Annotated in this window: 20 protein-coding genes and 2 tRNA genes; 3 read left to right on the top strand and 19 right to left on the bottom strand. The window is 64.5% G+C overall.

All coding sequences use genetic code 11. The annotated features are described in order from the left end of the window. The first annotated feature begins 40 nt into the window (after positions 1–40). Both ACSFBF_RS32355 and ACSFBF_RS32350 read left to right on the top strand, forming a co-directional pair. Positions 41–736 (top strand): aspartate/glutamate racemase family protein, encoded by a 696-nt coding sequence (locus ACSFBF_RS32355; RefSeq protein ID WP_435474225.1) that lies wholly within the window; start codon positions 41–43, stop codon positions 734–736. A gap of 34 nt (positions 737–770) precedes the next feature. Next, positions 771–1,172 (top strand): PaaI family thioesterase, encoded by a 402-nt coding sequence (locus ACSFBF_RS32350; RefSeq protein ID WP_435474223.1) that lies wholly within the window; start codon positions 771–773, stop codon positions 1,170–1,172. Between the two features lie 59 nt (positions 1,173–1,231). Here ACSFBF_RS32350 and ACSFBF_RS32345 read toward each other — a convergent pair whose 3' ends face one another. From ACSFBF_RS32345 to ACSFBF_RS32335, 3 genes are read right to left on the bottom strand one after another with little or no spacing between them, the layout of a single operon-like run. Beyond that, positions 1,232–1,921, bottom strand: coding sequence for a Crp/Fnr family transcriptional regulator (locus ACSFBF_RS32345; RefSeq protein WP_435474221.1), 690 nt, complete (start codon positions 1,919–1,921; stop codon positions 1,232–1,234). 52 nt (positions 1,922–1,973) lie between these two features. Then, complete coding sequence (locus tag ACSFBF_RS32340; protein ID WP_435474219.1) at positions 1,974–2,387, bottom strand: RidA family protein; 414 nt, start codon at positions 2,385–2,387, stop codon at positions 1,974–1,976. Positions 2,388–2,406: 19 nt separating this feature from the next. After that, positions 2,407–2,808 (bottom strand): YybH family protein, encoded by a 402-nt coding sequence (locus tag ACSFBF_RS32335; RefSeq protein WP_435474217.1) that lies wholly within the window; start codon positions 2,806–2,808, stop codon positions 2,407–2,409. A 166-nt stretch (positions 2,809–2,974) separates the two neighbouring features. Between ACSFBF_RS32335 and ACSFBF_RS32330 the strand changes: the two genes are divergently transcribed. Next, positions 2,975–3,838 (top strand): prephenate dehydratase, encoded by an 864-nt coding sequence (locus tag ACSFBF_RS32330; RefSeq protein WP_435474215.1) that lies wholly within the window; start codon positions 2,975–2,977, stop codon positions 3,836–3,838. A gap of 154 nt (positions 3,839–3,992) precedes the next feature. Here the strand turns inward: ACSFBF_RS32330 and ACSFBF_RS32325 are convergent. From ACSFBF_RS32325 to ACSFBF_RS32250, 16 genes are all read right to left on the bottom strand, one after another. Further along, positions 3,993–4,068: transfer RNA gene (locus tag ACSFBF_RS32325), tRNA-Phe, on the bottom strand. Positions 4,069–4,086: 18 nt separating this feature from the next. Continuing rightward, on the bottom strand, positions 4,087–4,788 hold the full coding sequence (locus ACSFBF_RS32320) for a response regulator (RefSeq protein ID WP_435474213.1): 702 nt from the start codon (positions 4,786–4,788) through the stop codon (positions 4,087–4,089). 92 nt (positions 4,789–4,880) lie between these two features. Beyond that, a complete protein-coding gene (locus ACSFBF_RS32315) occupies positions 4,881–7,211 on the bottom strand; it encodes a sensor histidine kinase (protein ID WP_435474211.1) in 2,331 nt (776 codons plus the stop codon). Beyond that, positions 7,208–7,783, bottom strand: a complete 576-nt coding sequence (locus tag ACSFBF_RS32310; RefSeq protein WP_435474341.1) for a DUF4390 domain-containing protein — start codon at positions 7,781–7,783, stop codon at positions 7,208–7,210. Before ACSFBF_RS32310 ends, ACSFBF_RS32315 begins: the two co-directional genes overlap by 4 nt. Before the next feature lie 46 nt (positions 7,784–7,829). After that, entirely contained in the window at positions 7,830–9,218 is a 1,389-nt protein-coding gene (rsmB, locus tag ACSFBF_RS32305) for a 16S rRNA (cytosine(967)-C(5))-methyltransferase RsmB (protein ID WP_435474209.1), read from the bottom strand. Positions 9,219–9,298: 80 nt separating this feature from the next. Then, entirely contained in the window at positions 9,299–9,907 is a 609-nt protein-coding gene (locus ACSFBF_RS32300) for a LemA family protein (RefSeq protein ID WP_435474207.1), read from the bottom strand. A 102-nt stretch (positions 9,908–10,009) separates the two neighbouring features. Continuing rightward, positions 10,010–14,245, bottom strand: a complete 4,236-nt coding sequence (gene rpoC / locus ACSFBF_RS32295; RefSeq protein WP_435474205.1) for a DNA-directed RNA polymerase subunit beta' — start codon at positions 14,243–14,245, stop codon at positions 10,010–10,012. 21 nt (positions 14,246–14,266) lie between these two features. Beyond that, positions 14,267–18,391 carry a DNA-directed RNA polymerase subunit beta gene (gene rpoB, locus ACSFBF_RS32290; protein WP_435474203.1) on the bottom strand — a complete coding sequence of 1,375 codons (4,125 nt, stop codon included), beginning with the start codon at positions 18,389–18,391 and terminating at the stop codon, positions 14,267–14,269. Positions 18,392–18,686: 295 nt separating this feature from the next. After that, complete coding sequence (gene rplL, locus ACSFBF_RS32285; protein WP_435474201.1) at positions 18,687–19,061, bottom strand: 50S ribosomal protein L7/L12; 375 nt, start codon at positions 19,059–19,061, stop codon at positions 18,687–18,689. 42 nt (positions 19,062–19,103) lie between these two features. Next, positions 19,104–19,640: a 50S ribosomal protein L10 gene (gene rplJ / locus ACSFBF_RS32280; protein WP_093057180.1), complete on the bottom strand. Its 537-nt coding sequence runs from the start codon at positions 19,638–19,640 to the stop codon at positions 19,104–19,106. Between the two features lie 245 nt (positions 19,641–19,885). Then, positions 19,886–20,584 (bottom strand): 50S ribosomal protein L1, encoded by a 699-nt coding sequence (gene rplA, locus ACSFBF_RS32275; RefSeq protein ID WP_093057179.1) that lies wholly within the window; start codon positions 20,582–20,584, stop codon positions 19,886–19,888. Continuing rightward, the gene (rplK, locus tag ACSFBF_RS32270) at positions 20,585–21,016 is read right to left on the bottom strand and encodes a 50S ribosomal protein L11 (RefSeq protein WP_007831051.1); all 432 of its coding nucleotides are present in this window, start codon (positions 21,014–21,016) and stop codon (positions 20,585–20,587) included. It abuts the gene before it with no gap. Positions 21,017–21,159: 143 nt separating this feature from the next. Next, the gene (nusG, locus tag ACSFBF_RS32265) at positions 21,160–21,771 is read right to left on the bottom strand and encodes a transcription termination/antitermination protein NusG (protein WP_435474198.1); all 612 of its coding nucleotides are present in this window, start codon (positions 21,769–21,771) and stop codon (positions 21,160–21,162) included. After that, positions 21,772–22,155 carry a preprotein translocase subunit SecE gene (gene secE, locus ACSFBF_RS32260; protein ID WP_435474196.1) on the bottom strand — a complete coding sequence of 128 codons (384 nt, stop codon included), beginning with the start codon at positions 22,153–22,155 and terminating at the stop codon, positions 21,772–21,774. Between the two features lie 104 nt (positions 22,156–22,259). Further along, positions 22,260–22,335: transfer RNA gene (locus tag ACSFBF_RS32255), tRNA-Trp, on the bottom strand. A 21-nt stretch (positions 22,336–22,356) separates the two neighbouring features. Next, positions 22,357–22,472 (bottom strand): EF-Tu C-terminal domain-related protein (locus tag ACSFBF_RS32250; RefSeq protein ID WP_475539687.1); only part of this gene is annotated, 116 nt, incomplete at its 5' end.

The following is a 22,472-nucleotide window of genomic DNA, read 5'->3' as shown; positions in this document are numbered from 1 at the left end:
CGTTCGCCTTGCTGGCTCTTCTCTTTCGGAGACTTCTTCCATGCCACTGCACATCGGCATCGTCGGCTGCTCGGCCGAAGGCGCTGCGCTCTGCTATCGCACGCTGTGCGTCGAAGGCGCGCAGCACATGGGCCAGGCCCACGCGCACCCCGAAGTTTCGATGCACACGCACTCGCTCGCCAGCTATGTGGACTGCCTCGATCGCGGCGACGTCGACGGCATTGCGCAACTGATGCTGTCGTCGGCAACCAAACTCGCCGCGGCCGGCGCTGACTTTCTGATCTGCCCCGACAACACGATCCACCAGGCGATGCATCGAGTGCTGCCGCAGTCGCCGCTGCCCTGGCTGCACATCGCCGAAGTGGTTGCAGCGAAGGCGGTGTCGCGGGGCTTTCGCTGCGTGGGCGTGCTGGGCACGCGCTGGCTGGTCGACAGCGAGGTCTATCCGCAGGCGCTGTCGGCCGCCGGACTGGAAGCCGTGCGGCCAGATGCCGAAGAGCGCGCCACGCTCGGCCGCATCATCATGGACGAGCTGGTGCGCGGCGTGGTCCGGCCCGAGTCCACCGCGGTGCTGCAACAGATGATCGAAGGCCTGAAGGCGCGCGGCTGCGACGCTGTGGCGCTGGGCTGCACCGAGCTGCCGCTGGTGCTGAACGACGGCAACTCGGCGCTTCCGACACTCGACTCGACGCGCCTGCTGGCACGCGCGGCACTGCGGCGCGCAACGGCCGGCTGAAGCATCGAGAAATCGAAAAATCAAGGAGACATTCATGCACGACATCGCCGCAATGCAGAAACTGCTGGACACGATCTTCCCAGGCCTGATGGGCGTACGGCTCACCGAGCTCGCACCCGAGCGCGTGGTCGCGCAGATGGAAGTGCGGGCCAACCTGTGCACCGCTGGCGGCATCCTTCACGGTGGCGCCTACATGGCCTTCGCGGACACACTGGGCGCGGTCGGCACGATCATCAATCTGCCCGAAGGCAAGCGCACGACCACGACCGATTCGAGCACCAAGTTCATCGCCGGCGCGCGCCTCGGCACGACGGTCACGGGCACCTGCGTGGCGCTGCATCGCGGACGCACGACGCATGTGTGGCAAACCTCGGTGACCAATGCCGACGGCAAGCTGTGCGCGGTCGTCACGCAGACGCAGCTGGTGCTGGAGTAACCGCGCGAGCGCTCGTCCCGGCGAGGCCTGCTGCGGCGCCTCCGGCCGACAGCGCCCAGTCAGTCGATCCATAGCCGCCGGCAAGCGGCGATATCCAATATGGTGATGAGCTGCTTGTTGCGCCGTATCAGGCCACGCAGCTCCAGCGCCGCAAGCGCGCGGTTCACCCAGGGTCGGCTCGCGCCGACCATTCTGCTCAGCTCGTCCTGGGTGATGCCTCGCACCATGTAGTGCCCTTCCGCGGCGCTCGCTGTTGCTGCTGCCGGCACGGCAAGCTTCACCAGCACACGAGCCAGCTTGACCTCGACGGGCTCGAGCGCCAACGGCGCTGCGCGCTGGATGCTGTCGCTGGCAAGCAATGCCAGCAGCCGGGCGACATTGATGGCGAATTGGGGAATGCTCTCCATGCACCGCAGCAGCGCCGTTCGCGAAAGCACCTGCAGCGTCGCCTGCTCCACGGCCTCTGCAGCCAGGAAGCGCGGTGTTCCCAGGAGCGCGCTGATCAAGCCGATGAGATAGCCCTCGGACCAGATGCCCGTGGTGAACTCTTCGCCGGCCTCCGTGCGACGAATCAAACGCACGCGGCCAGACACGACGATGAACATGGCATCGGCGGAGTCACCCTGGTGGAAGATCGGCGCCCGTGCCGGCACCTCCCGCTGCATGAGGCAGTCTTCGATCCGCTGCACTTCATCTGCGTGCAGGCCCTTGAGCACGCTGGCCCAATGTATGTCGGCCGAGGTTTCCATTGCACCTCCTTGGCACCGGAGAAATCCGTGCCGCAAGCATAGCGAGGCGCGCTCAGTGCACTGGCCGCTTCAATGCATAGGCCTCCACCTCCAGCAGCAACGCTTCCCTGGCCAGCCCGGCAACGCCCACCATGGTGCTGGCCGGCAAGGCGTTCTCGACCAGGAATTCCTTGCGGACATTGCGGATCGTTGCCACGGCCGACTCGGAGATGTTGCGCACGAAGAAGGTGAGCTTCAGCACGTGGTCGAACCCCGAGCCCGCGGCTTCGAGCGCATGCCCCAGATTGACGAAGATCTGCCGCGTCTGCACCGCGAGGTCGCCCACGCCAACGATGTTCCCCGACGGGTCGTACGACACCTGCCCGGAGATGAAGACCATCCGGTCGGTCGCTCCCTCGGTCAGGTGCGAAAAGCCATTGGGGCGTGCCAACGACGGCGGGTTTGCGTAGAGGATCGAATCGGGCATGTTGCTCGCTCCCGCTCAGTCAAGACGCGGTGGGCCCGCTGTCGTTGTCGATGTCCACGGCCGCTTTCCAGCGCTGGCCCACGAGCTTCCACACCACCACATACTTGCCTTCGAAGGCCACCGGCTGGCCGTCCTTCTTCATGCTAATCCGGTAGTGGCCGATGTCGTAGGCCATGTCGCCGAGTTCGGACAGGTGGATGTCGGGGGTGTAGGTTGCGGTGAAGTCCTCGCGCTGGAGATAGTCGCCCCAGATCTTGCGCAACGCCTCTTTTCCGGCAAACGGCGGCTTTCCGGGCGGCATGTAGGTAGCGTCGTCGGCGTAGATGTCGAGGATCGTGTCGAGATCGCGCGCGTGAATCGCCTGCATCCACACCTGGTAGCGCGCCAGGATCGCGTCGATGGCAGATTGCCGTTCTTGCACAGGAGCCTCCTTTGAGGGCGGGACGATGCCCGCCGGGTTTGATCGCGTCAGTGTGTTCAGCTCACTGCTCGTTGACTGTTCACTTCTTTACATCGGCCGTGCCGGCCGCAAGGCACCATCGTTCGGCGATGAACGCGTTCTGTTGTTTCCCCCTGAAAGCACGTACATGACCAAGCTGACTGCGCTGGCGGCCGCCAGCCTTCTCACGTGGACCTTCGCCTCAAGCAGCGCCCATGCAGGCCCCATCGCCTACCTGGGGCCGGCCGGCTCGTGGACACATCAGGCGTGCCTTGACCTCTTCGGCGAGAAAGACCTCGTGCCGCTGACGCGCGACGAACTCTTCAGCAGCTACAAAAGCGGCAAGGTCGAGCGCGCCTGCGTACCGGTGACCACCTCGGTCGTCGGCGTCACGCCCTACATGGACGCCGTGCTCGACCTGCCCGAAGTCACCATCGTGGCGGAGTACCCGAAGATGCTGGGCTACAGCCTGCTGGCTCGCCCCGGCACGAAGCGCGATGACATCAAGGAAGTGCTGGCCCATCCGGTCGCGTTCGAGGAGGTCAAGCCGTGGGTCGATCGCGAGATGCCGAAGGTCCGCCGCACCGATGCGGCCAGCGGCGGCGCCGCTGCCCAGGCCGTGGCCGGCAGCACGACACTCGACAAGGCATCCTTCGGCCCCAAGGTCGGTGCGTCGATCTATGGCTTGGTGTCGTTGGTCGATGGCATCGAGGAAGGCCCGCACAACGTGACGCGATGGTGGGTCCTCGCTCGAACCATGCCCGCGCCGACCGGCAACGACAAGACATCGCTGCTGGTCAGCACCTCCGACGCAAACCTGGGAGCCACCCTGGCCGCCTTCACCCAGTCTGGCGTGCAGATCCTGACGATCTACGAACGGCCGAGCAAGAAGACCCTGGACACGCACCGCTACCTCGTCGAGGTGACCGGCCATGCCAGGCAGGGCAAGCTGGCGGAGTTCCTGGGCGCGCACAGCGACATCCGGGTGCTGGGCTCGTACCCGCGCAAGTGATGCGCTGAAGGCGCAAGCATCCGCCTACCTCTCGGCTGCGACTGCCTTTATCTCGATGAGCAGGTTGAGCCGTGCGAGCGAAGCGACGCCCAGGATTGAAGCGCTACCAATTGAAAAGCCCCTGATTCCGTTAAGAATCAAGGGCTTAGAAGAGTGGTGGCCTGGGGCGGAATCGAACCACCGACACGCGGATTTTCAATCCGCTGCTCTACCAACTGAGCTACCGGGCCATTGTGTGCAGCCTCAAATTATACAGCGCTTCTGCGCCCTCTTGAAAGATCGACCCCAAGTTGTTTGAGCTTGCGGTACAGATGGGTGCGTTCGAGACCGGTTTTCTCGGCGACGCGGGTCATCGAACCGTTCTCCATCGCCAAGTGAAACTCGAAGTACGCCTTCTCGAAACCGTCGCGCGCGTCGCGCAGCGGGCGGTCGAGGTCGAAGCTCTGCGTCGATTGCGGGCCGGCGTCGACCACGGGCACGGAAGCCAGCGAGGCCATCAACAGACTGTCGCCGGTCGTGGTGATGGCGGCCGCCTGGTTGCCGGAAACCGGCGCGGGCACCACGCCTGCCGCGGCGCGGCGTGCGCTCTCGCGTGCCAGGCCCTGCTCCACTGCCTTGAGCAGCTTCTGCATGGTGATGGGCTTTTCGAGGAAGGCGAAGGCGCCAATGCGCGTGGCGTCGACCGCGGTGTCGATGGTGGCGTGGCCGCTCATCATGATGACGGGCATGCTCAGCAGGCCCGCGGTGGACCACTCCTTGAGCAGCGTAACGCCGTCGGTGTCGGGCATCCAGATGTCGAGCAGCACGAGGTCGGGCCGCGCGCGCTGGCGCGCAGCGCGGGCTTCGGCGGCGTTTTCCGCGAGCTCCACGTTGTGGCCTTCGTCATTGAGAATTTCGAAGAGCAGGTCCCGGATGCCCAGCTCGTCATCGACCACGAGAATGTTTGCCATGAGTGCTGCTTGTTGTTTGCGCTGGTGTCTGCAATGTATTGAGGGTCCGCTGGCCCATCCATCGCCTGTGCGACGACGGAAATTCGTGCGGCTCAGGCGGCGGAAGACTTCGAATCTTCGGTGTGAGCGACCGCTGCCCGCGGCTCGCCTGCCAGCGCGAATGATAGCGAGACTTGTGCCCCTGCTACAGCCCCATCGACGACGCGGTTGGAAAGCTCGATGCGTGCGCCGTGTTCGTCCGCAATTTTCTTCACGACCGCAAGGCCCAAACCAGTACCTTTTGTTTTCGTGGTTACGTAGGGCTCGAAGGCGCGCTTCAAAATATTTTCCGCAAAACCCGGGCCGCTATCTTGCACCGTCAGGCGCACGCGCTGCCCCGAATCACCGAGCCGCGTGCGGATGACGACCTCGCCCGCCTTGCCCGTGCCGCTGGCAGCGGCTTCGGCGGCGTCCTGCGCGTTCTGCAACAGGTTGTGTATGACCTGACGGATCTGCTGCGCGTCGCCGCGGATGGGCGGGCAGCGTTCGTCGAGTTCGGAGCGCAGCGTGATCGGCAGGTTCTCGGCGTTGTAGAGCTGGAGCACGTCGGTCAGCAGGGCGTTGAGGTCCACCGGCTTGAGGTCGGCCGCGGGCAGGCGCGCGTAGTCGCGGAATTCGTTTACCAGCCGCTTCATCGCATCAACCTGGTCGACGATGGTCTTCACCGACTTCACGAGCACGGCCTGTTCGGGCGGCGCGACCTTGCCCGAGAGCTTCATCTCGAGCCGCTCGGCCGAGAGCTGAATCGGCGTGAGCGGGTTCTTGATCTCATGCGCTAGGCGGCGCGCCACTTCGCCCCAGGCCTGCGCGCGCTGGGCCGAGACGATTTCGGAGATGTCGTCGAACACCAGCAGCCGCGCGGCGCCGGGCAGTTCCGCGCCCCGCGCGACGATGTTGATGGCGCCGTCCTGCTGCGGCAGGTCGGTGCCGGAGGCGTGCAGCTCGAAGGCGTGCTGCCAGTGGTCGAGGCCGTGCTGCATGCGCTCGACGAGAAAATCCTCGAACTGCTGCTGCACCTTGGCGCCGAACTCGGCAAGGCCCGGCACGTCGACGAGCGCCCGGCCTTCGTAGGCCGCGAGCGGTGCGCGCAGCACGCGGGTCGCGCCAGGGTTGGTGGACAGCACGGTGCCCTTGGCGTCGAGCACGATCACGCCCGATGTCAGGTTGTCGAGAATGGTCTGCAGGTTGGCGCGCGCGGCGTCGAGCTGGCCCATGGTCTTCTCGACAGCGCCGCGGGCGTCGGCCAGCTGCTGCGTCATGACTGCGAACGAGCGCGTGAGGCCGCCGAGTTCGTCCTTGCCCTGCAGCACGGCGGTGGGCCGCAGGTCGCCCGCCGCCACCTGGCGCACGCCGTCTGCCAGCACGAGCAGCGGTCGCGCGAGCTGGTTGCCGAACAGCACGGCCAGCAGCACCGCACCGAACACGGCGAGGAACAGGCTCAGCGTGAGCGTGCCGATGTACATGCGGCGCAGGCCCTCGCGCGCGAGCGCCCGCTCCTGGTATTCGCGGTTGGCTTCCTGCACGGCCAACGCGTTGGCGACGACGGCCGGCGGTAGTGGCCGCGTGACCTGCAGGTAGCGCGGCGCGGTGTCGAAGTCGAAGCCCGGCCTTTGCACCATGGCGAGCGCACGCACGCTCGCGACCGGCGGGGTTGCGCCCGGCGCGGCGGTTTCGTCCAGCCCCTCGACATGCGCGACAGCGCGCTCGGGACGGACCTGGCGGAACTGCTGCACTGTTGGCCGCTCGGGGTTGAGCTGGAAGCGCGAGGAGCCGGCGCTGGCCACCAGTTGCCCGTTGCCGGTCCAGAGGATCACGTCGGTGGCTTCGAGCTGGTCGCGGATGCGCTCCAGCACCAAACCCGCGCTCGCATCGGGCACCTGCGCCAGCTGCGCGCTGGCGCTGCGCGTCTTGGCGGCGAGGTCGTCGGACAGCGAATCGAGCGTGGCGCGCCCGAGGTTCAGGCCGGCATCGAGCGCGCCCTCGACCTTGACGTCGAACCAGCTCTCGATCGAGCGCGCAACGAACTGATAAGACACCACGTAGACCAGCGCCCCGGGCACCACGCCCACCAGCGCGAAGATGGCCGCCAGCTTGATGAGCAATCGGCTGCCGAACTTGCCCTGCCGCAGCCGCCGCAGCAGGCGGAAAGCAACCCAGCCGATCACCAGCACCAGCAGCACCGCCACCACGACGTTGATGCCGAACAGGCGCACGTAATAGCGCTCGTACAGCGCACGGTTGTTGGTGGCCTGCGCCAGCAGGAACATCAGCACCAGGCCGATGGCCGTGACCAGTGCGGCGCCGACACCGATGGCCCAGCGCGTGGCCCGCGCGCGGCGCGCGGCCGGCGTGGCCGCTGCGCCGCTGCGCCCGGAAGTGCTCACTTCTGCTTCTCCAGCGGGAGCTTGGCCGTGCGTTCGGCGGCGATGTTCCAGTCGGCCTGTCCGACCACGCCGATCTGGAACGGACGCGGCAGCTGCGAGGTGTCGAGCCGGAAGCGGAAAGTGACCTGGTGCTGCGGGTCGTCGCCGATCTCGGCCACATCGCCCAGCCGCAGGCGGCCGATGCGCTTGATGGCGTCGAGCGCGTCGCCGAGGGTGTCAAAGTTCTGGTTCAGCGAGATGCCCAGGCCGGCCGCGCCGGTCATCGGCGCCGCCGACACATTGAGCCGCCAGCGCCGCGTGAGCGGCTGGTAGGCCAGCCGCATGTGGCGCGCGACCTGGGCGACCTTGCGGTCGGTCCAGTACCAGCGCTCCTGGTAGAGCTCGGCCTCCGCCACGAAATAGATGGCGATGCCCTTGTCGAGCACCTCCTCCACCAACGAGGGCAGCTCGAACTGCACAGCGGCGCTGAAGTAGACGCCATCGTCGGCCTGCTCAAGGCGCATCTGGGTGATCGATGTGCCGTTGCGGCCCTGGGCTGCCGCCGGGGCCGGCAGCAGCAGGACCATCCACATTGCCCAAGCCCAGAGCAGGACAGCCAGCAAGGCCGGCCAGCGCCGTTCAGTGCGGGCGCTTCTCAAGCAGGGCGTAGAAGAAACCGTCGTGGTCACCAGAGGGATTGTCCGGGACGCCACGGGCATTCGACCCGCTTTGGGGCAGCAAATGGCCTGGCGATGGCAGCAATCGTGCGTCGGTGTTGTGTACAAGAAACGCATCAATTTGTTGCGAACCCTCTTCGCGGAATACGGAGCAGGTGCAGTAAAGGAGCCGGCCGCCGGGCCGCACCAGCGGCCAGAGCGCGGCCAGGAGGGCGGCCTGCTGGGCTGCGAGCTGGGCGGTGTCGCTTTCGCGGCGCAGCCAGCGCACGTCGGGGTGGCGCCGCACGATGCCCGAAGCGGTGCATGGCGCATCGAGCAGGATGGCGTCGAAGGGCGTGCCGTCCCACCATTGGTCCGGACGCCCCGCGTCGGCGACGAGCACCTTGGCATTGAGGCCAATACGGGCCAGGGTTTCGTCGATGCGGCGGCTGCGGACGGCATCGACTTCCAGGGCGGTCACGTCGATGGCGCCGGGGGCGGCCATTTCGAGCAGGTGCGCGGTCTTGCCACCGGGGGCAGCGCAGGCATCGAGCACGCGCAGTGGCGCTACTGCACCCGGCTTCGCCGGCAAGAGGCCGTCGAGCAGCAGCGACGCGGCCATCTGCGCGGCGGCGTCCTGCACCGAGCAGGCGCCGTCGGCAAAGCCGGGCAGTTGCTGCACGGGGCGTGCGCGCGTCAGCTGCAGGCCGCTGGGGCCCACGCGTATCGCACCGAGGCCAGCGGCCTCCAGCTCCGCCAGATAGGAAGCCACAGTCGATTTCTGGGCGTTGACCCGCAGCGTCATCGGCGCCTGCGCGTTGTCGGCGCCCAGCACCCGCTGCCAGTCGCGCGGATGGTCGCGCTTGAGGCGCTCGATCCACCAGCGCGGGTGGTTCCACTGCGCGACCGGTTCGGTGTCGGTGGCGGCCACGAGCTCGTCGCGCTCGCGCAAGAAGCGCCGCAAGCAGGCATTGATGAAACTGGCCTGCGCCCGTGTGGCCGGGTTGCGCTTGGCGGCCTCGACGGCCTGGTCGACCAGCGTGAAGGGCTCGTAGGGTGCGCGTTCGCTGTCCCAGGCCAGTGCCAACGCAGTGCACAGCAGGGCATCGGGCAGCGGCGGCGGCGTGCGCTTGGCCAAGTGGCGGCGCAGCGCCTCGGCGCGGCCGAGCCAGCGCAGCACCTGGAAGCCGAGTGCCTGTACGCCGGGGCGCAGCGAAGGCTCGACCGCCTCGAACGCGACAGAGCCCGAGGTGCCGGCGCGAATCGACGCCAGCGCCACCGCGGTCAGTTGCAGTTGGCGCCAGAGCGGAGGCTGCAGCGACGGCGCACCGTTGTTGCTGCTGGAGGAAGGATCGGAAGGTAGTTCTGACAAGTTGGGGCGATGGTAACGGGCGACCGTAAAGCCGGACGCCGTGCAATGGAAAGAAGAAAGAACCGCGTCGGGCCCCGAACTCAGAGCAGCGGAGCGGCCGGACGCAGACGCACGGCCCATGCCACCAGCAACGCCGGAAACTGCGCGATCGCCGCGTTGTAGTGCCCCACCGCCTGGTTGAACTGGCTGCGCGCGATCTCCGCCGCGGCCGAAGGCTCGGGCCACGCGATCGGCTCGATGGCGCTGGGCGCCGTGGCCTCGGTTCCGGGCTGAAGTTGCGCCGGCCGCGACAGCGTGCCGTCGGCGTCGAACACTGTCACATCGTCCGGGTGCTGGCGCCGCCACGCGTTGATCCACACCTGCAGCGCGGTAGCCAGCGCGGCCATGACGCCAGTGTCCAGCGGGTGCAGCCGGGTCGCGCCGAGCAGGGTCGCGAGCTGGGTGGTCGCAGCCTGCAAGGGTGCGATGGACGACAGCGACTCACCCGTCGGCGACGCCTCCACCGGTGGCGCGGCGGTGATGCTGGCCTGCACGAAATCGAGCTGCTTGCCCAGGGCCGCATCGAGCAGGCCGTAGGCCTGCAGCACGGCCGCGCGCAAACGCACCAGCCGGTTGTAGGCACCGACAAACCAGAACAGCAGGACCGCGATCACGATCCAGCTGGTCAGCGATTCGGGCAATACGCTCATCGACGACAACGCCTCATCATTGAAAACACAAAGAAAAACGCCCCCCAACCGGAGGCGGTCGGGGGGCGTGGTGTACCGGTCATGGCCGGTGATGCTACCGAGTTATTCGGTCGCAGCGCCTTCGCTGGCGTCAGCCGTGCTGGCCGTTGCATCGCTGTCGGCGGAGCCTGCCAGTTCGGCAGCTTCCGATTCGGCGATGGCGCGGCGCTCGGCTTCGTCCATGGCGTCCTTGACCTTGCGGGCCTGGTGGTAAGCCATGCCGGTGCCCGCGGGAATCAGGCGGCCGACGATGACGTTTTCCTTCAGACCGCGCAGCTCGTCGCGCTTGCCCATGATCGCGGCTTCGGTCAGCACGCGCGTCGTTTCCTGGAACGAAGCAGCCGAGATGAACGAGTCGGTCGACAGCGACGCCTTCGTGATACCCAGCAGCAGGTTGGTGAACGTCGCGGGGATCTTGCCGTCGGCGCGCAGGGCGTCGTTGGTGTTGAGCATTTCGCTGCGTTCGACCTGTTCGCCGGAGATGTAGCTCGTGTCGCCGATGTTGTCGACCACGACGCGGCGCAGCATCTGGCGAACGATCACCTCGATGTGCTTGTCGTTGATCTTCACACCCTGCAGGCGGTACACGTCCTGCACTTCGTCCACGATGTAGCGCGCCAGCTCTTCCGAACCCAGCAGGCGCAGGATGTCCTGCGGGTCCGCCGGGCCGTCGACCACGGATTCGCCCTTGTTCACCACCTGGCCTTCGTGCACCAGGATGTTCTTTTCCTTCGGCACGAGGTCTTCGTAGACGCCGCCTTCGGGATCGGTGATCTGCAGGCGAATCTTGCCCTTGGTCTCTTTACCGAACGACACGGTGCCGGTCATTTCGGCCAGCATGCCCTTGTCCTTCGGCGAACGGGCTTCGAACAGCTCGGCCACACGCGGCAGACCGCCGGTGATGTCGCGGGTCTTCTGGCCTTCGACCGGAATACGCGCCAGCACTTCGCCGGGGCCCACGTCCTGACCGTCACGGATCTGGACCAGAGCGCCGATCGGGAAGCCGATCGTCACCGAATGGTCGGTGCCCGGGATCTTCACTTCGGCGCCGGAGGCGTCGATGAGCTTCACCTGCGGGCGCACGACCTTGGCAGCGCCGCGGCGCTTCGGGTCGATCACGACCAGGGTCGACAGACCGGTCACTTCGTCCACCTGCTTCGCAACCGTGAGGCCTTCCTCGACGTTTTCGAACTGCGTCTTGCCGGCGAACTCGGTAATGATCGGGCGCGTCAGCGGATCCCAGTTGGCAAGCACGTGGCCGGCCTTGATCTGCTGGTCGGCCTTGACCGTCAGGGTCGCGCCGTACGGCACCTTGTGGCGTTCGCGCTCGCGGCCGTGCTCGTCATGAATGACGATCTCGCCCGAACGCGAAATCACGACCAGCTCGCCCTTGCTGTTGGTCACGTAGCGCATCGTGGCGTTGAAGCCGATCGAGCCGTTCGACTTGGCTTCCACGCTCGAAGCGATGGCAGCGCGCGAAGCGGCACCACCGATGTGGAAGGTACGCATCGTCAGCTGCGTGCCGGGTTCGCCGATGGACTGAGCAGCGATCACACCGACTGCTTCGCCGATGTTGATCAGGCCGCCACGGCCCAGGTCGCGGCCGTAGCAGGTCGCGCAGATGCCGAAGCGGGTTTCGCAGGTCAGCGCGGTGCGGACCTTGACCTCGTCGACGCCTTGCGCTTCCAGCGCTTCGATGTTGTCTTCGTCGAACATCTCGCCGGCCTTCAGCAGCACCGAGCGGTTTTCCGGGTGCAGCACGTCGTCCGCAGCCGAGCGGCCGAGGATACGGTCGCGCAGCGACTCGATCACTTCACCGCCTTCGACGATGGCGCGCATCAGGTAGCCGCCGTGCGTACCGCAGTCCTGCTCGGTCACGACCAGATCTTGCGTCACGTCGACCAGACGACGGGTCAGGTAGCCCGAGTTCGCCGTCTTCAGCGCCGTGTCGGCCAGACCCTTACGGGCACCGTGGGTGGAGATGAAGTACTCCAGCACGTTCAGGCCTTCGCGGAAGTTCGCGGTAATGGGCGTCTCGATGATCGAGCCGTCCGGCTTGGCCATCAGGCCCCGCATACCGGCCACCTGGCGAATCTGGGCCGCGGAACCGCGGGCGCCCGAGTCGGCCATCATGTAGATCGAGTTGAAGGACTCCTGCTCGACTTCCTTGCCGTGGCGGTCGATGACGCGCTGCTTCGACAGCTTGGCCATCATGACCTTCGACACTTCGTCGCCGGCCTTGCCCCAGATGTCCACTACCTTGTTGTAGCGTTCGCCGGAGGTCACCAGACCCGACACGTACTGCTGCTCGATCTCCTTCACTTCCTTGGCGGAGCGCTCGATGATGCCGTGCTTCTCGGCGGGCACCAGCATGTCGTCGATGGCGATCGAGATACCGGCCTTGGTTGCCAGGCGGAAGCCGTTTTGCAGCAGCTTGTCGGCGAACACGACGGTCTCTTTCAGGCCACACTTGCGGAACGAGACGTTGATGAGCTTGGAGATTTCCTTCTTCTTCAGCGCCTTGTTGATGTTCGAGAACGGCAGGCCCTTCGGCAGGATCTCGGACAGCAGGGCACGGCCCACGGTGGTGTCCACGAGCGAGGTCGACGGCGTGAATTCGCCGGTTTCCTTGTTCTTGGTGTATTCCGTGATGCGCACTGCCACCTTGGCGGTGAGTTCGACTTCGTTGGCGTCGAGCGCGCGCTGCACTTCACCGATGTCGGAGAAGATCAGGCCCTCGCCCTTGCCGTTGATGCGGTCGCGGGTCGTGTAGTACAGACCCAGCACCACGTCCTGCGAAGGAACGATCGACGGTTCGCCCGAAGCCGGGAACAGCACGTTGTTGGAGGCCAGCATCAGCGTGCGGGCTTCCATTTGCGCTTCCACCGACAGCGGCACGTGAACGGCCATCTGGTCGCCGTCGAAGTCGGCGTTGAATGCCGCGCAAACGAGCGGGTGCAGCTGGATGGCCTTGCCTTCGATCAGGATCGGTTCGAAGGCCTGGATGCCCAGGCGGTGCAGCGTCGGAGCGCGGTTCAGCATGACCGGGTGCTCCTTGATGACCTCTTCCAGGATGTCCCAGACCACCGGCGTGCCCGATTCGACTTCCTTCTTGGCAGCCTTGATCGTCGTCGCGATGCCCATGGCTTCGAGGCGCGAGAAGATGAAAGGCTTGAACAGCTCGAGCGCCATCAGCTTCGGCAGGCCGCACTGGTGCAGCTTGAGCGTCGGGCCCACCACGATGACCGAACGGCCCGAGTAGTCGACGCGCTTGCCCAGCAGATTCTGGCGGAAGCGGCCGCTCTTGCCCTTGATCATGTCGGCCAGCGACTTCAGCGCGCGCTTGTTGGCGCCCGTCATGGCCTTGCCACGGCGGCCGTTGTCCAGCAGCGAGTCGACAGCTTCTTGCAGCATCCGCTTTTCGTTGCGCGCGATGATTTCCGGAGCCTTCAGCTCCAGCAGGCGGCGCAGACGCGAATTGCGGTTGATGACGCGGCGGTACAGGTCGTTCAGGTCGGAGGTCGCGAAGCGGCCGCCGTCCAGCGGCACCAGCGGACGCAGGTCCGGCGGCAGCACGGGCAGCACGTCGAGCACCATCCACTCGGGCTTGATGCCCGACTTGCGGAAGGCTTCCAGCACCTTCAGGCGCTTGGAGTTCTTCTTGACCTTGACTTCGGAGCCGGTCAGGTCGCCGCGCAGGCGTTCGATCTCGCTGTCGAGTTCGATGCCTTCGAGCAGATCCTTGATGCCTTCGGCGCCCATCTTGGCGACGAATTCGTCACCGTATTCCTTGCGCTTCGCGTCGTAGTCGTCCTCGGACATGATGCCGAACTTCTTCAGCGGGGTCATGCCGGGGTCGGTGATCACGTAGGCTTCGAAGTACAGCACGCGTTCGATGTCGCGCAGCGTCATGTCGAGCACGAGACCCAAGCGCGACGGCAGCGACTTCAGGAACCAGATGTGGGCGCAGGGCGCGGCCAGGTCGATGTGACCCATGCGCTCGCGACGCACCTTGGTCTGCGTGACTTCAACGCCGCACTTCTCGCAGATCACGCCGCGGTGCTTCAGGCGCTTGTACTTGCCGCACAGGCACTCGTAGTCCTTGATGGGGCCGAAGATCTTGGCGCAGAAGAGACCGTCGCGCTCGGGCTTGAACGTGCGGTAGTTGATCGTCTCGGGCTTCTTCACCTCGCCGAAAGACCACGAACGGATCTTCTCGGGCGAAGCCATGCCGATCTTGATGGCATCGAAATGCTCATCAGGCGTGAATTGCTTGAACAGGTCGAGTAGCGATTTCATAAGACTCTTTCCCTTTTCAAATTAAGAACGCTCGAGCTCGATGTCGAGGCCCAGCGAACGAATTTCCTTGACCAGCACGTTGAACGATTCCGGCATGCCGGCTTCGATCGAGTGCTCGCCCTTGACGATGCTTTCGTACACCTTGGTACGGCCTTGCACGTCGTCGGACTTCACGGTCAGCATTTCCTGCAGGACGTAGGCGGCGCCGTAAGCTTCCAGCGCCCACACTTCCATTTCCCCGAAACGCTGGCCGCCGAACTGCGCCTTGCCGCCCAGCGGTTGCTGCGTGACGAGCGAGTACGGGCCGGTGGAACGCGCGTGCATCTTGTCGTCGACCAGGTGATGCAGCTTCAGGAAGTGCATGTAGCCGACGGTGACGGGACGCTCGAACTGGTCGCCGGTGCGGCCGTCGAACAGGTACGCCTGCGTGCGCGTATCGGTCAGGCCCTTGAGCTTGGCGATGTCGTCCGGGTAGGCGAGCTTCAGCATGCCGCGGATTTCTTCTTCCGAAGCGCCGTCGAACACAGGCGTCGCGAAGGTCGCGCCGTTCTGCAGGTTCGCTGCCATTTCGAGCAGCTCGGAGTCGCCCAGCGAGGCGATGTTTTCCTGGCGGCCCGAGCCGTTGTACAGCTGCTCCATGAACTTGCGCAGCTCGGCCACCTTGGCCTCCTGCTGCAGCAGGTCACCGATGCGCTGGCCGATGCCCTTGCCGGCCCAGCCCAGATGCACCTCGAGCACCTGGCCCACGTTCATCCGCGAAGGCACGCCCAGCGGGTTCAGGCAGATGTCGCACGGCGTGCCGTCGGCCATGTGGGGCATGTCTTCGACCGGAACGATCTTCGACACCACACCCTTGTTGCCGTGGCGGCCGGCCATCTTGTCGCCGGGTTGCAGGCGGCGCTTGACGGCCAGGTAGACCTTGACCATCTTGAGCACGCCCGCGGGCAGCTCGTCGCCCTGCGTGAGCTTCTTGCGCTTTTCTTCGAACGCGAGGTCGAAGCTGTGGCGCGTCTGCTCCAGCGAGTTCTTGATCGACTCGAGCTGCGAAGCCACTTCGTCTTCCGCTGGGCGGATGTCGAACCAGTGGAACTTCTCGACCGACGACAGATAGGCCTTGTCGAGCTTGGTGCCCTTGGCCAGCTTGTTCGGGCCGCCGTTGGCGACCTTGCCGGTCAGCAGCTTCTCGATACGGTCGAACGCGTCGGCTTCGACGATGCGAAGCTGGTCGTTCAGGTCGAGGCGGAAGCGCTTGAGTTCGTCGTCGATGATCTGCTGGGCGCGCTTGTCACGCGTGATGCCTTCGCGGGTGAACACCTGCACGTCGATCACGGTGCCTTGCGAGCCCTGATCCACACGCAGCGAGGTGTCCTTCACGTCGGAAGCCTTCTCGCCGAAGATGGCGCGAAGCAGCTTCTCTTCAGGCGTCAGCGTGGTCTCGCCCTTCGGCGTGACCTTGCCCACCAGCGTGTCGCCCGGCTGCACTTCGGCGCCGACATAAATGATGCCGGATTCGTCGAGGCGGTTGAGCTGCTGCTCGGCCAGGTTCGGGATGTCGCGCGTGATTTCTTCGGCGCCCAGCTTCGTGTCGCGAGCCATCACCACCAGTTCCTCGATGTGGATCGAGGTGTAGCGGTCTTCGGCCACGACGCGTTCCGAGATCAGGATCGAGTCTTCGAAGTTGTAGCCGTTCCACGGCATGAACGCGATCAGCATGTTCTGGCCGAGGGCCAGTTCGCCGAGGTCGGTCGATGCGCCGTCGGCCACCACGTCGCCCTTGGCGATCTTGTCGCCGCGCTTGACGATGGGACGCTGGTGGATGTTGGTGTTCTGGTTCGAACGCTGATACTTGATCAGGTTGTAGATGTCCACACCGACTTCACCGGCAGCCGCTTCGGCGTCGTTCACGCGCACCACGACACGGGTCGCATCGACGTAGTCGACGATACCGCCGCGAGTGGCCGTGACCACGGTGCCGGAGTCGACCGCGGAGACGCGCTCGATACCGGTACCGACCATCGGCTTCTCGGGGCGCAGCACAGGCACGGCCTGACGCTGCATGTTGGCGCCCATCAACGCGCGGTTCGCGTCGTCGTGCTCCAGGAACGGCACGAGCGATGCGGCCACCGACACGATCTGCGCGGGCGACACGTCCATGTACTGGATGCGTTCGGCACCGACCAGGATCGATTCGCCGGCTTCGCGCGCCGAGACCAGGTCGCCGGTGAGCACGCCGTCCTTGTCCAGAGCCGCGTTGGCCTGGGCGATGACGTACTTGCCTTCCTCGATGGCCGACAGGTAGTCGATGTCCATCGTGACCTTGCTGTCGATCACGCGACGGTACGGCGTCTCGATGAAGCCGTATTCGTTCAGGCGGGCGTACAGGGCCAGCGAGTTGATCAGACCGATGTTCGGGCCTTCAGGCGTTTCGATCGGGCACACGCGGCCGTAATGGGTCACGTGCACGTCGCGCACTTCGAAGCCTGCACGTTCACGCGTCAGACCACCCGGGCCAAGAGCCGACACGCGGCGCTTGTGGGTGATTTCGGACAGCGGGTTCGTCTGGTCCATGAACTGCGACAGCTGCGAGGCGCCGAAGAATTCCTTCAGCGCGGCCGAGATCGGCTTGCTGTTGATCAGGTCGTGCGGCATCAGCGGCTCTTGTTCCGCTTGACCCAGACGTTCCTTCACGGCCTTCTCGATACGTGCCAGGCCGGTGCGGTACTGGTTTTCGGCCAGTTCGCCGACGCAACGCACGCGGCGGTTGCCCAGGTGGTCGATGTCGTCGACTTCGCCGTTGCCGTTGCGCAGGTCAACGAGGATCTTGACCACGGCCAGGATGTCTTCGTTGGTCAGCACCATCGGGCCGGTCGATTCGTCGCGGCCGACCTTGGCGTTGAACTTCATGCGGCCGACGCGCGACAGGTCGTACGTGTCCGGGTTGTAGAACAGGCGCTGGAACAGGGCCTGCACGGCGTCTTCCGTCGGCGGCTCGCCGGGGCGCATCATGCGGTAGATGGCCACGCGCGCAGCGAATTCGTCCACGGTTTCGTCGATGCGCAGGGTCTGCGAGATGTACGCGCCCTGGTCGAGTTCGTTCGTGTAGATGACCTGCACGTCCTGCACGCCGGCCGTACGCAGCTTCTTCAGCAGCGCTTCGGTCAGCTCGTCGTTGGCCTTGGCCAGGATTTCGCCGGAGTCGGCGTCGACGATGTTGCGGGCGATCACGCGACCGATCAGGAAGTCTTCCGGCACGCTGATGTGCGTGGTGCCGCCCTGCTCGAGTTCACGCGTGTGGCGCGCGGTAACGCGCTTGTCCTTGGCGACCACGACCTTGCCCGACTTGTCGGTGATGTCGAAGCGCGCGACTTCGCCGCGCAGGCGCTCGGAGACGAACTCCATCTGCGCGCCGCTGTCCATCAGGCGGAAGTTGTCGTTCACGAAGAAGTTCGCGAGGATCGATTCCGGGTTCAGGCCGATGGCCTTCAGCAGGATCGTGACCGGCATCTTGCGGCGACGGTCCACGCGGAAGTACAGCATGTCCTTCGGGTCGAATTCGAAGTCGAGCCACGAACCGCGGTAAGGAATCACGCGAGCCGAGAACAGCAGCTTGCCCGAGCTGTGCGTCTTGCCCTTGTCGTGTTCGAAGAACACGCCCGGCGAGCGGTGCAGCTGCGAGACGATCACGCGTTCGGTGCCGTTGATGATGAACGAACCCTTTTCGGTCATGAGCGGCACTTCGCCCATGTAGACCTCTTGTTCCTTCACTTCCTTGACCACCTTCGACTGCGAAGTCGACGACTCGCGGTCATAGATGATGAGCTGGACCTTGGCGCGCACGGCCGAGGCGAAGGTCAGACCACGGGTCTGGCACTCACGCACGTCGAACGCCGGCTTCGCCAGGTTGTACTCGAGGAACTTCATCTCGACGAAACCGTTGTGCGAGACGATCGGGAAGGCAGCGTCGAACGCGGCCTGCAGGCCTTCGACGGTGCGTTGTTTCGGGGGAATGCCGGCTTGCAGGAACGCGGTGTACGCGTCTTTCTGCATCTGCAGCAGGTAGGGAATTTCGACGACGCTATCGCGATTGCCGAAACTTTTTCGGATGCGCTTGCGTTCGGTGTAACTGTACGCGGACGATTGGGCCATGAGAGCTCCGGTGCTTGAGATCTTCAGCGACTTGTCAGCAGTGCCGAGGCACCACTGCTTGGCGGCTGGCCACTACCAGCCGTTGGCGGACAGCGATGCGTTGCACATCGCCCGAACCAAGGGGTCTTCTGCAGTCGGGGTCAGAAGACACTCAAAATCCCGGCTCGTTTTGGCTTTTCCGGAGCCCTTCGGGTCTCCGGGAAAGCCGGCAACAAGTCGGCTTTTGGGTGCGCTCTGAAAGCGGCAAAGGCTGGAGGGCCTTTTCAGGCGCCTCCAGCCCTCCAGGGGGTCTGAATTACTTCAGTTCCACCTTGGCGCCGGCTTCTTCCAGCTTCTTCTTGGCAGCGTCAGCGTCAGCCTTCGACAGGCCTTCCTTGACAGCCTTGGGAGCGGCTTCCACCAGGTCCTTGGCTTCCTTGAGGCCCAGGCCGGTGATTTCGCGCACTGCCTTGATGACCGACACCTTGTTCGCGCCGACTTCAGCCAGCACGACATTGAATTCGGTCTTTTCTTCGACCACAGCAGCGGCTGCGCCACCACCGGCAGCCGGAGCCGACATTGCAGCGGCGCTCACGCCGAACTTCTCTTCGATGGCTTTCACCAGGTCGTTGAGTTCCAGGACCGTCATGCTGTCGAGCGCGGTCAGAAATGCGTCTTTATCGAATGCCATTTTTGTTTCCTAACAATTGGGTTGAATATTTCAAACGAAGGCTCAAGCGGCCTGCGCTTCTGCCGGTGCATCGGCAACGGGTGCAGCTTCGCCACCACCGCGCTTCTCGGCCAGCGCCGCGAGCACGCGGGCGGTACGAGAGATCGGGGATTGCATCAAGCCCAGCAATTGCGCCAGCAGCACTTCCTTCGAAGGGATGTTGGCCAGTTGCTTCACGCCGTCGACGTCCAGGGCCTTGCCACCGAAGGCGCCGCCGCGAATGACCAACTTGTCGTTGGTCTTCGCGAAATCGGCCACCACCTTCGCGGCGGCCACAGCGTCTTCGGAGAAGCCGTAGATCAGCGGACCGGTCATCTGGTCGCCAACAATCTCAAACGGGCTACCAGCGACAGCACGGCGGGCCAGGGTGTTCTTCAGAACACTCAGGCTCACACCCTTGCTGCGCGCTTCGTTGCGCAGTTTGGTCATATCGGCCACCGTGATGCCACGGTATTCCGCCATCACGAGCGTTTGAGCTTTTGCGGCGAGGCTGGTCACATCACTGATGACCGCTTCTTTCTCACTGCGATTCAGACTCAAGGTCTACTCCTTTTAATGCGATCTTCGGCCGGGGCCTGGGATCGCGCTTCATGCAGCGACCAACTGTTTCGGAACAAAAAACAAATTCCTTGCAGCGGGATCGCCATCTGCGCTGATTGCCTGACGGGAAGGTCCGGCGATTAAGTGCAGCACCCTGCACACCAGCGGTCTTGGATGGCCCGCGGCAACCGGAGCTGCCGCGACCCACCACATTCGCCCCACCCTTTCGGGTAGAGCAAATCTCTTTAGCTCGCCGAGATGGTTTGCGTGTCCACGCGGACACCCAGACCCATGGTCGACGACACAGCCACCTTGCGCAGGTACACGCCCTTGCTGGTCGCGGGCTTGGCCTTGACCAGAGCGTCGATCAGCGCGGCGAGGTTGCCCTGCAGCTTGTCGTTGTCGAACGAGCGACGGCCGATCGTGCCGTGCACGATGCCTGCCTTGTCGACGCGGAACTGAACCTGGCCAGCCTTGGCGTTCTTCACGGCCGTGGCGACGTCCGGGGTCACCGTGCCAACCTTCGGGTTGGGCATCAGGCCGCGCGGGCCGAGGATCTGACCGAGCGTACCGACGACGCGCATGGCGTCCGGTGCGGCGATCACGACGTCGAAAGGCATGTCGCCAGCCTTGACCATGGCAGCCAGGTCGTCCATGCCGACGATGTCGGCGCCGGCGGCCTTGGCTTCTTCAGCCTTGGCGCCTTGGGCGAACACAGCGACGCGCTTGGTCTTGCCAGTGCCGTTGGGCAGCACGACGGCGCCACGCACGACCTGGTCCGACTTCTTCGCGTCGATGCCGAGCTGCACAGCCACGTCGATCGATTCGTCGAACTTGGCGGTGGCGGCTTCCTTGACGATGGTGATCGCGTCAACCAGCGGGTACAGCTTGTTGCTGTCAACCTTGCCTTCGAGCGATTTTTGCTTCTTGGTGATCTTGGACATTTACACGCCCTCCACATTCACGCCCATCGAGCGGGCCGAGCCGGCGATGGTACGAACTGCTGCGTCGAGGTCGGCGGCAGTCAGGTCCTTCATCTTGGCCTTGGCGATTTCTTCGAGCTGAGCGCGCGTGATCTTGCCGACCTTGTCGGTGTGTGGGCGGGCCGAGCCCTTTTCCAGCTTGATGGCCTTCTTGATCAAGGTGATCGCCGGGGGCGTCTTGATGATGAAGGTGAAGCTCTTGTCAGCGAACGCGGTGATGACCACCGGCAGCGGCAGACCCGGCTCGACGCCTTGGGTTTGCGCGTTGAACGCCTTGCAGAACTCCATGATGTTCAGACCGCGCTGACCGAGTGCGGGACCGATCGGCGGGGACGGGTTGGCCTTACCAGCTGGCACTTGCAGCTTGATGAAGCCGACGATTTTTTTCGCCATGCTATTTGCTCCTTGCGGGTGATATCGCCTTGGCTTGCGGCCGCGGCTCCCCGGGGTTAAACGACTCTTCGATCAAGGCCGCGCGCCGAGTCGGACAACGCGCAGCCGGAAACAGTAACGCCGCCCCGAAGGCCGGCGGGGTGTCAGGTCTTCTCGACCTGACTGAATTCGAGTTCGACAGGTGTCGCGCGGCCAAAAATCATGACCGACACGCTGACCTTGCTCTTCTCGTAGTTGACTTCCTCGACAGTGCCGTTGAAGTCGGTGAACGGGCCTTCCTTGACGCGCACGAATTCACCGACGGTGAACTCGACCTTGTGGCGCGGCTTCTCGGTGCCCTGCTGCATCTGGCTGACGATGTCCTCGACCTCTTTCTGCGAGATCGGGGCCGGGCGGTTCTTGGCGCCACCCACGAAACCCGTCACCTTATTGGTGTGCTTCACCAGGTGCCAGCTCTCGTCGTCCATGATCATTTCGACCAGCACGTAGCCCGGGAAGAAGCGGCGTTCGGTGGTGCGCTTCTGGCCGTTCTTGATTTCGACCACTTCTTCGGTCGGAACCAGGATGCGGCCGAACTTGTCCTGCATGCCGGCGCGATTGATGCGCTCGGTGATGTTGCGCTCGACAGCCTTCTCCATCCCCGAATAGGCATGCACTACGTACCAACGCAGATCTGGGTTAGCGGCGGGAGCCAGCAACGAGGTGTTTTCTTCCTCTGGCGCGCTCGGCGTGGTTTCAACTGCGTCGTCGGTCATTTATTTTCTCCAGCCCAGAATGAGGTCGAAAAACACCCATTCGAGCGTCTTGTCGGTGAGCCAGAGGAAGACGGACATGATCGCCACGAAGGCGAACACATAAGCCGTCATCTGCATTGCTTCCTTGCGGGTCGGCCAGACGACCTTTTTGACCTCGCGCCACGAGTCGCGGCCGAAGGCCCACAACTGACGACCATTCTCCGAGCTGCCGAAGGCAGCCACCGCCGCGGCCAAGCCGATCAACAGCGCAGCCCATTGCACCAGCGAGCCTTGGCGCGACAGCAGATAGAACGCCACGATGGCGCCCACTGCCAGCACGACCGCCACGGCCAATTTGGCCTTGTCGGCGCCGGTGCTCACGGTTTCGATTTGAGAAGTGGCCATGTTTGGCTGATTTCCTGTGGCCCTGAGGCCTTCAATTCAATGCGTCTCTTGAGACGCCGAAGCCCGTCGGGACGCGACGGGCTTTTTTCGGAGTGCCACCTAAGTGGCAGGGGCAGTAGGAATCGAACCTACAACCTTCGGTTTTGGAGACCGACGCTCTGCCAATTGAGCTATACCCCTCCGGTACTCTTTGCGCCCGACTTAGATGTCGAGGATCTTGGCCACGACGCCCGAACCCACGGTACGGCCGCCTTCACGGATGGCGAAGCGCAGGCCTTCTTCCATCGCGATCGGGTTGATCAGCTTGACGGTGATGC

The sequence above is a fragment of the Variovorax nivicola genome, assembly GCF_051216475.1.
Classification (GTDB): domain Bacteria; phylum Pseudomonadota; class Gammaproteobacteria; order Burkholderiales; family Burkholderiaceae_C; genus Variovorax.
The sequence above is the reverse complement of the archived record's forward strand: the minus strand, read 5'-3'. Positions and strand labels throughout refer to the sequence as shown.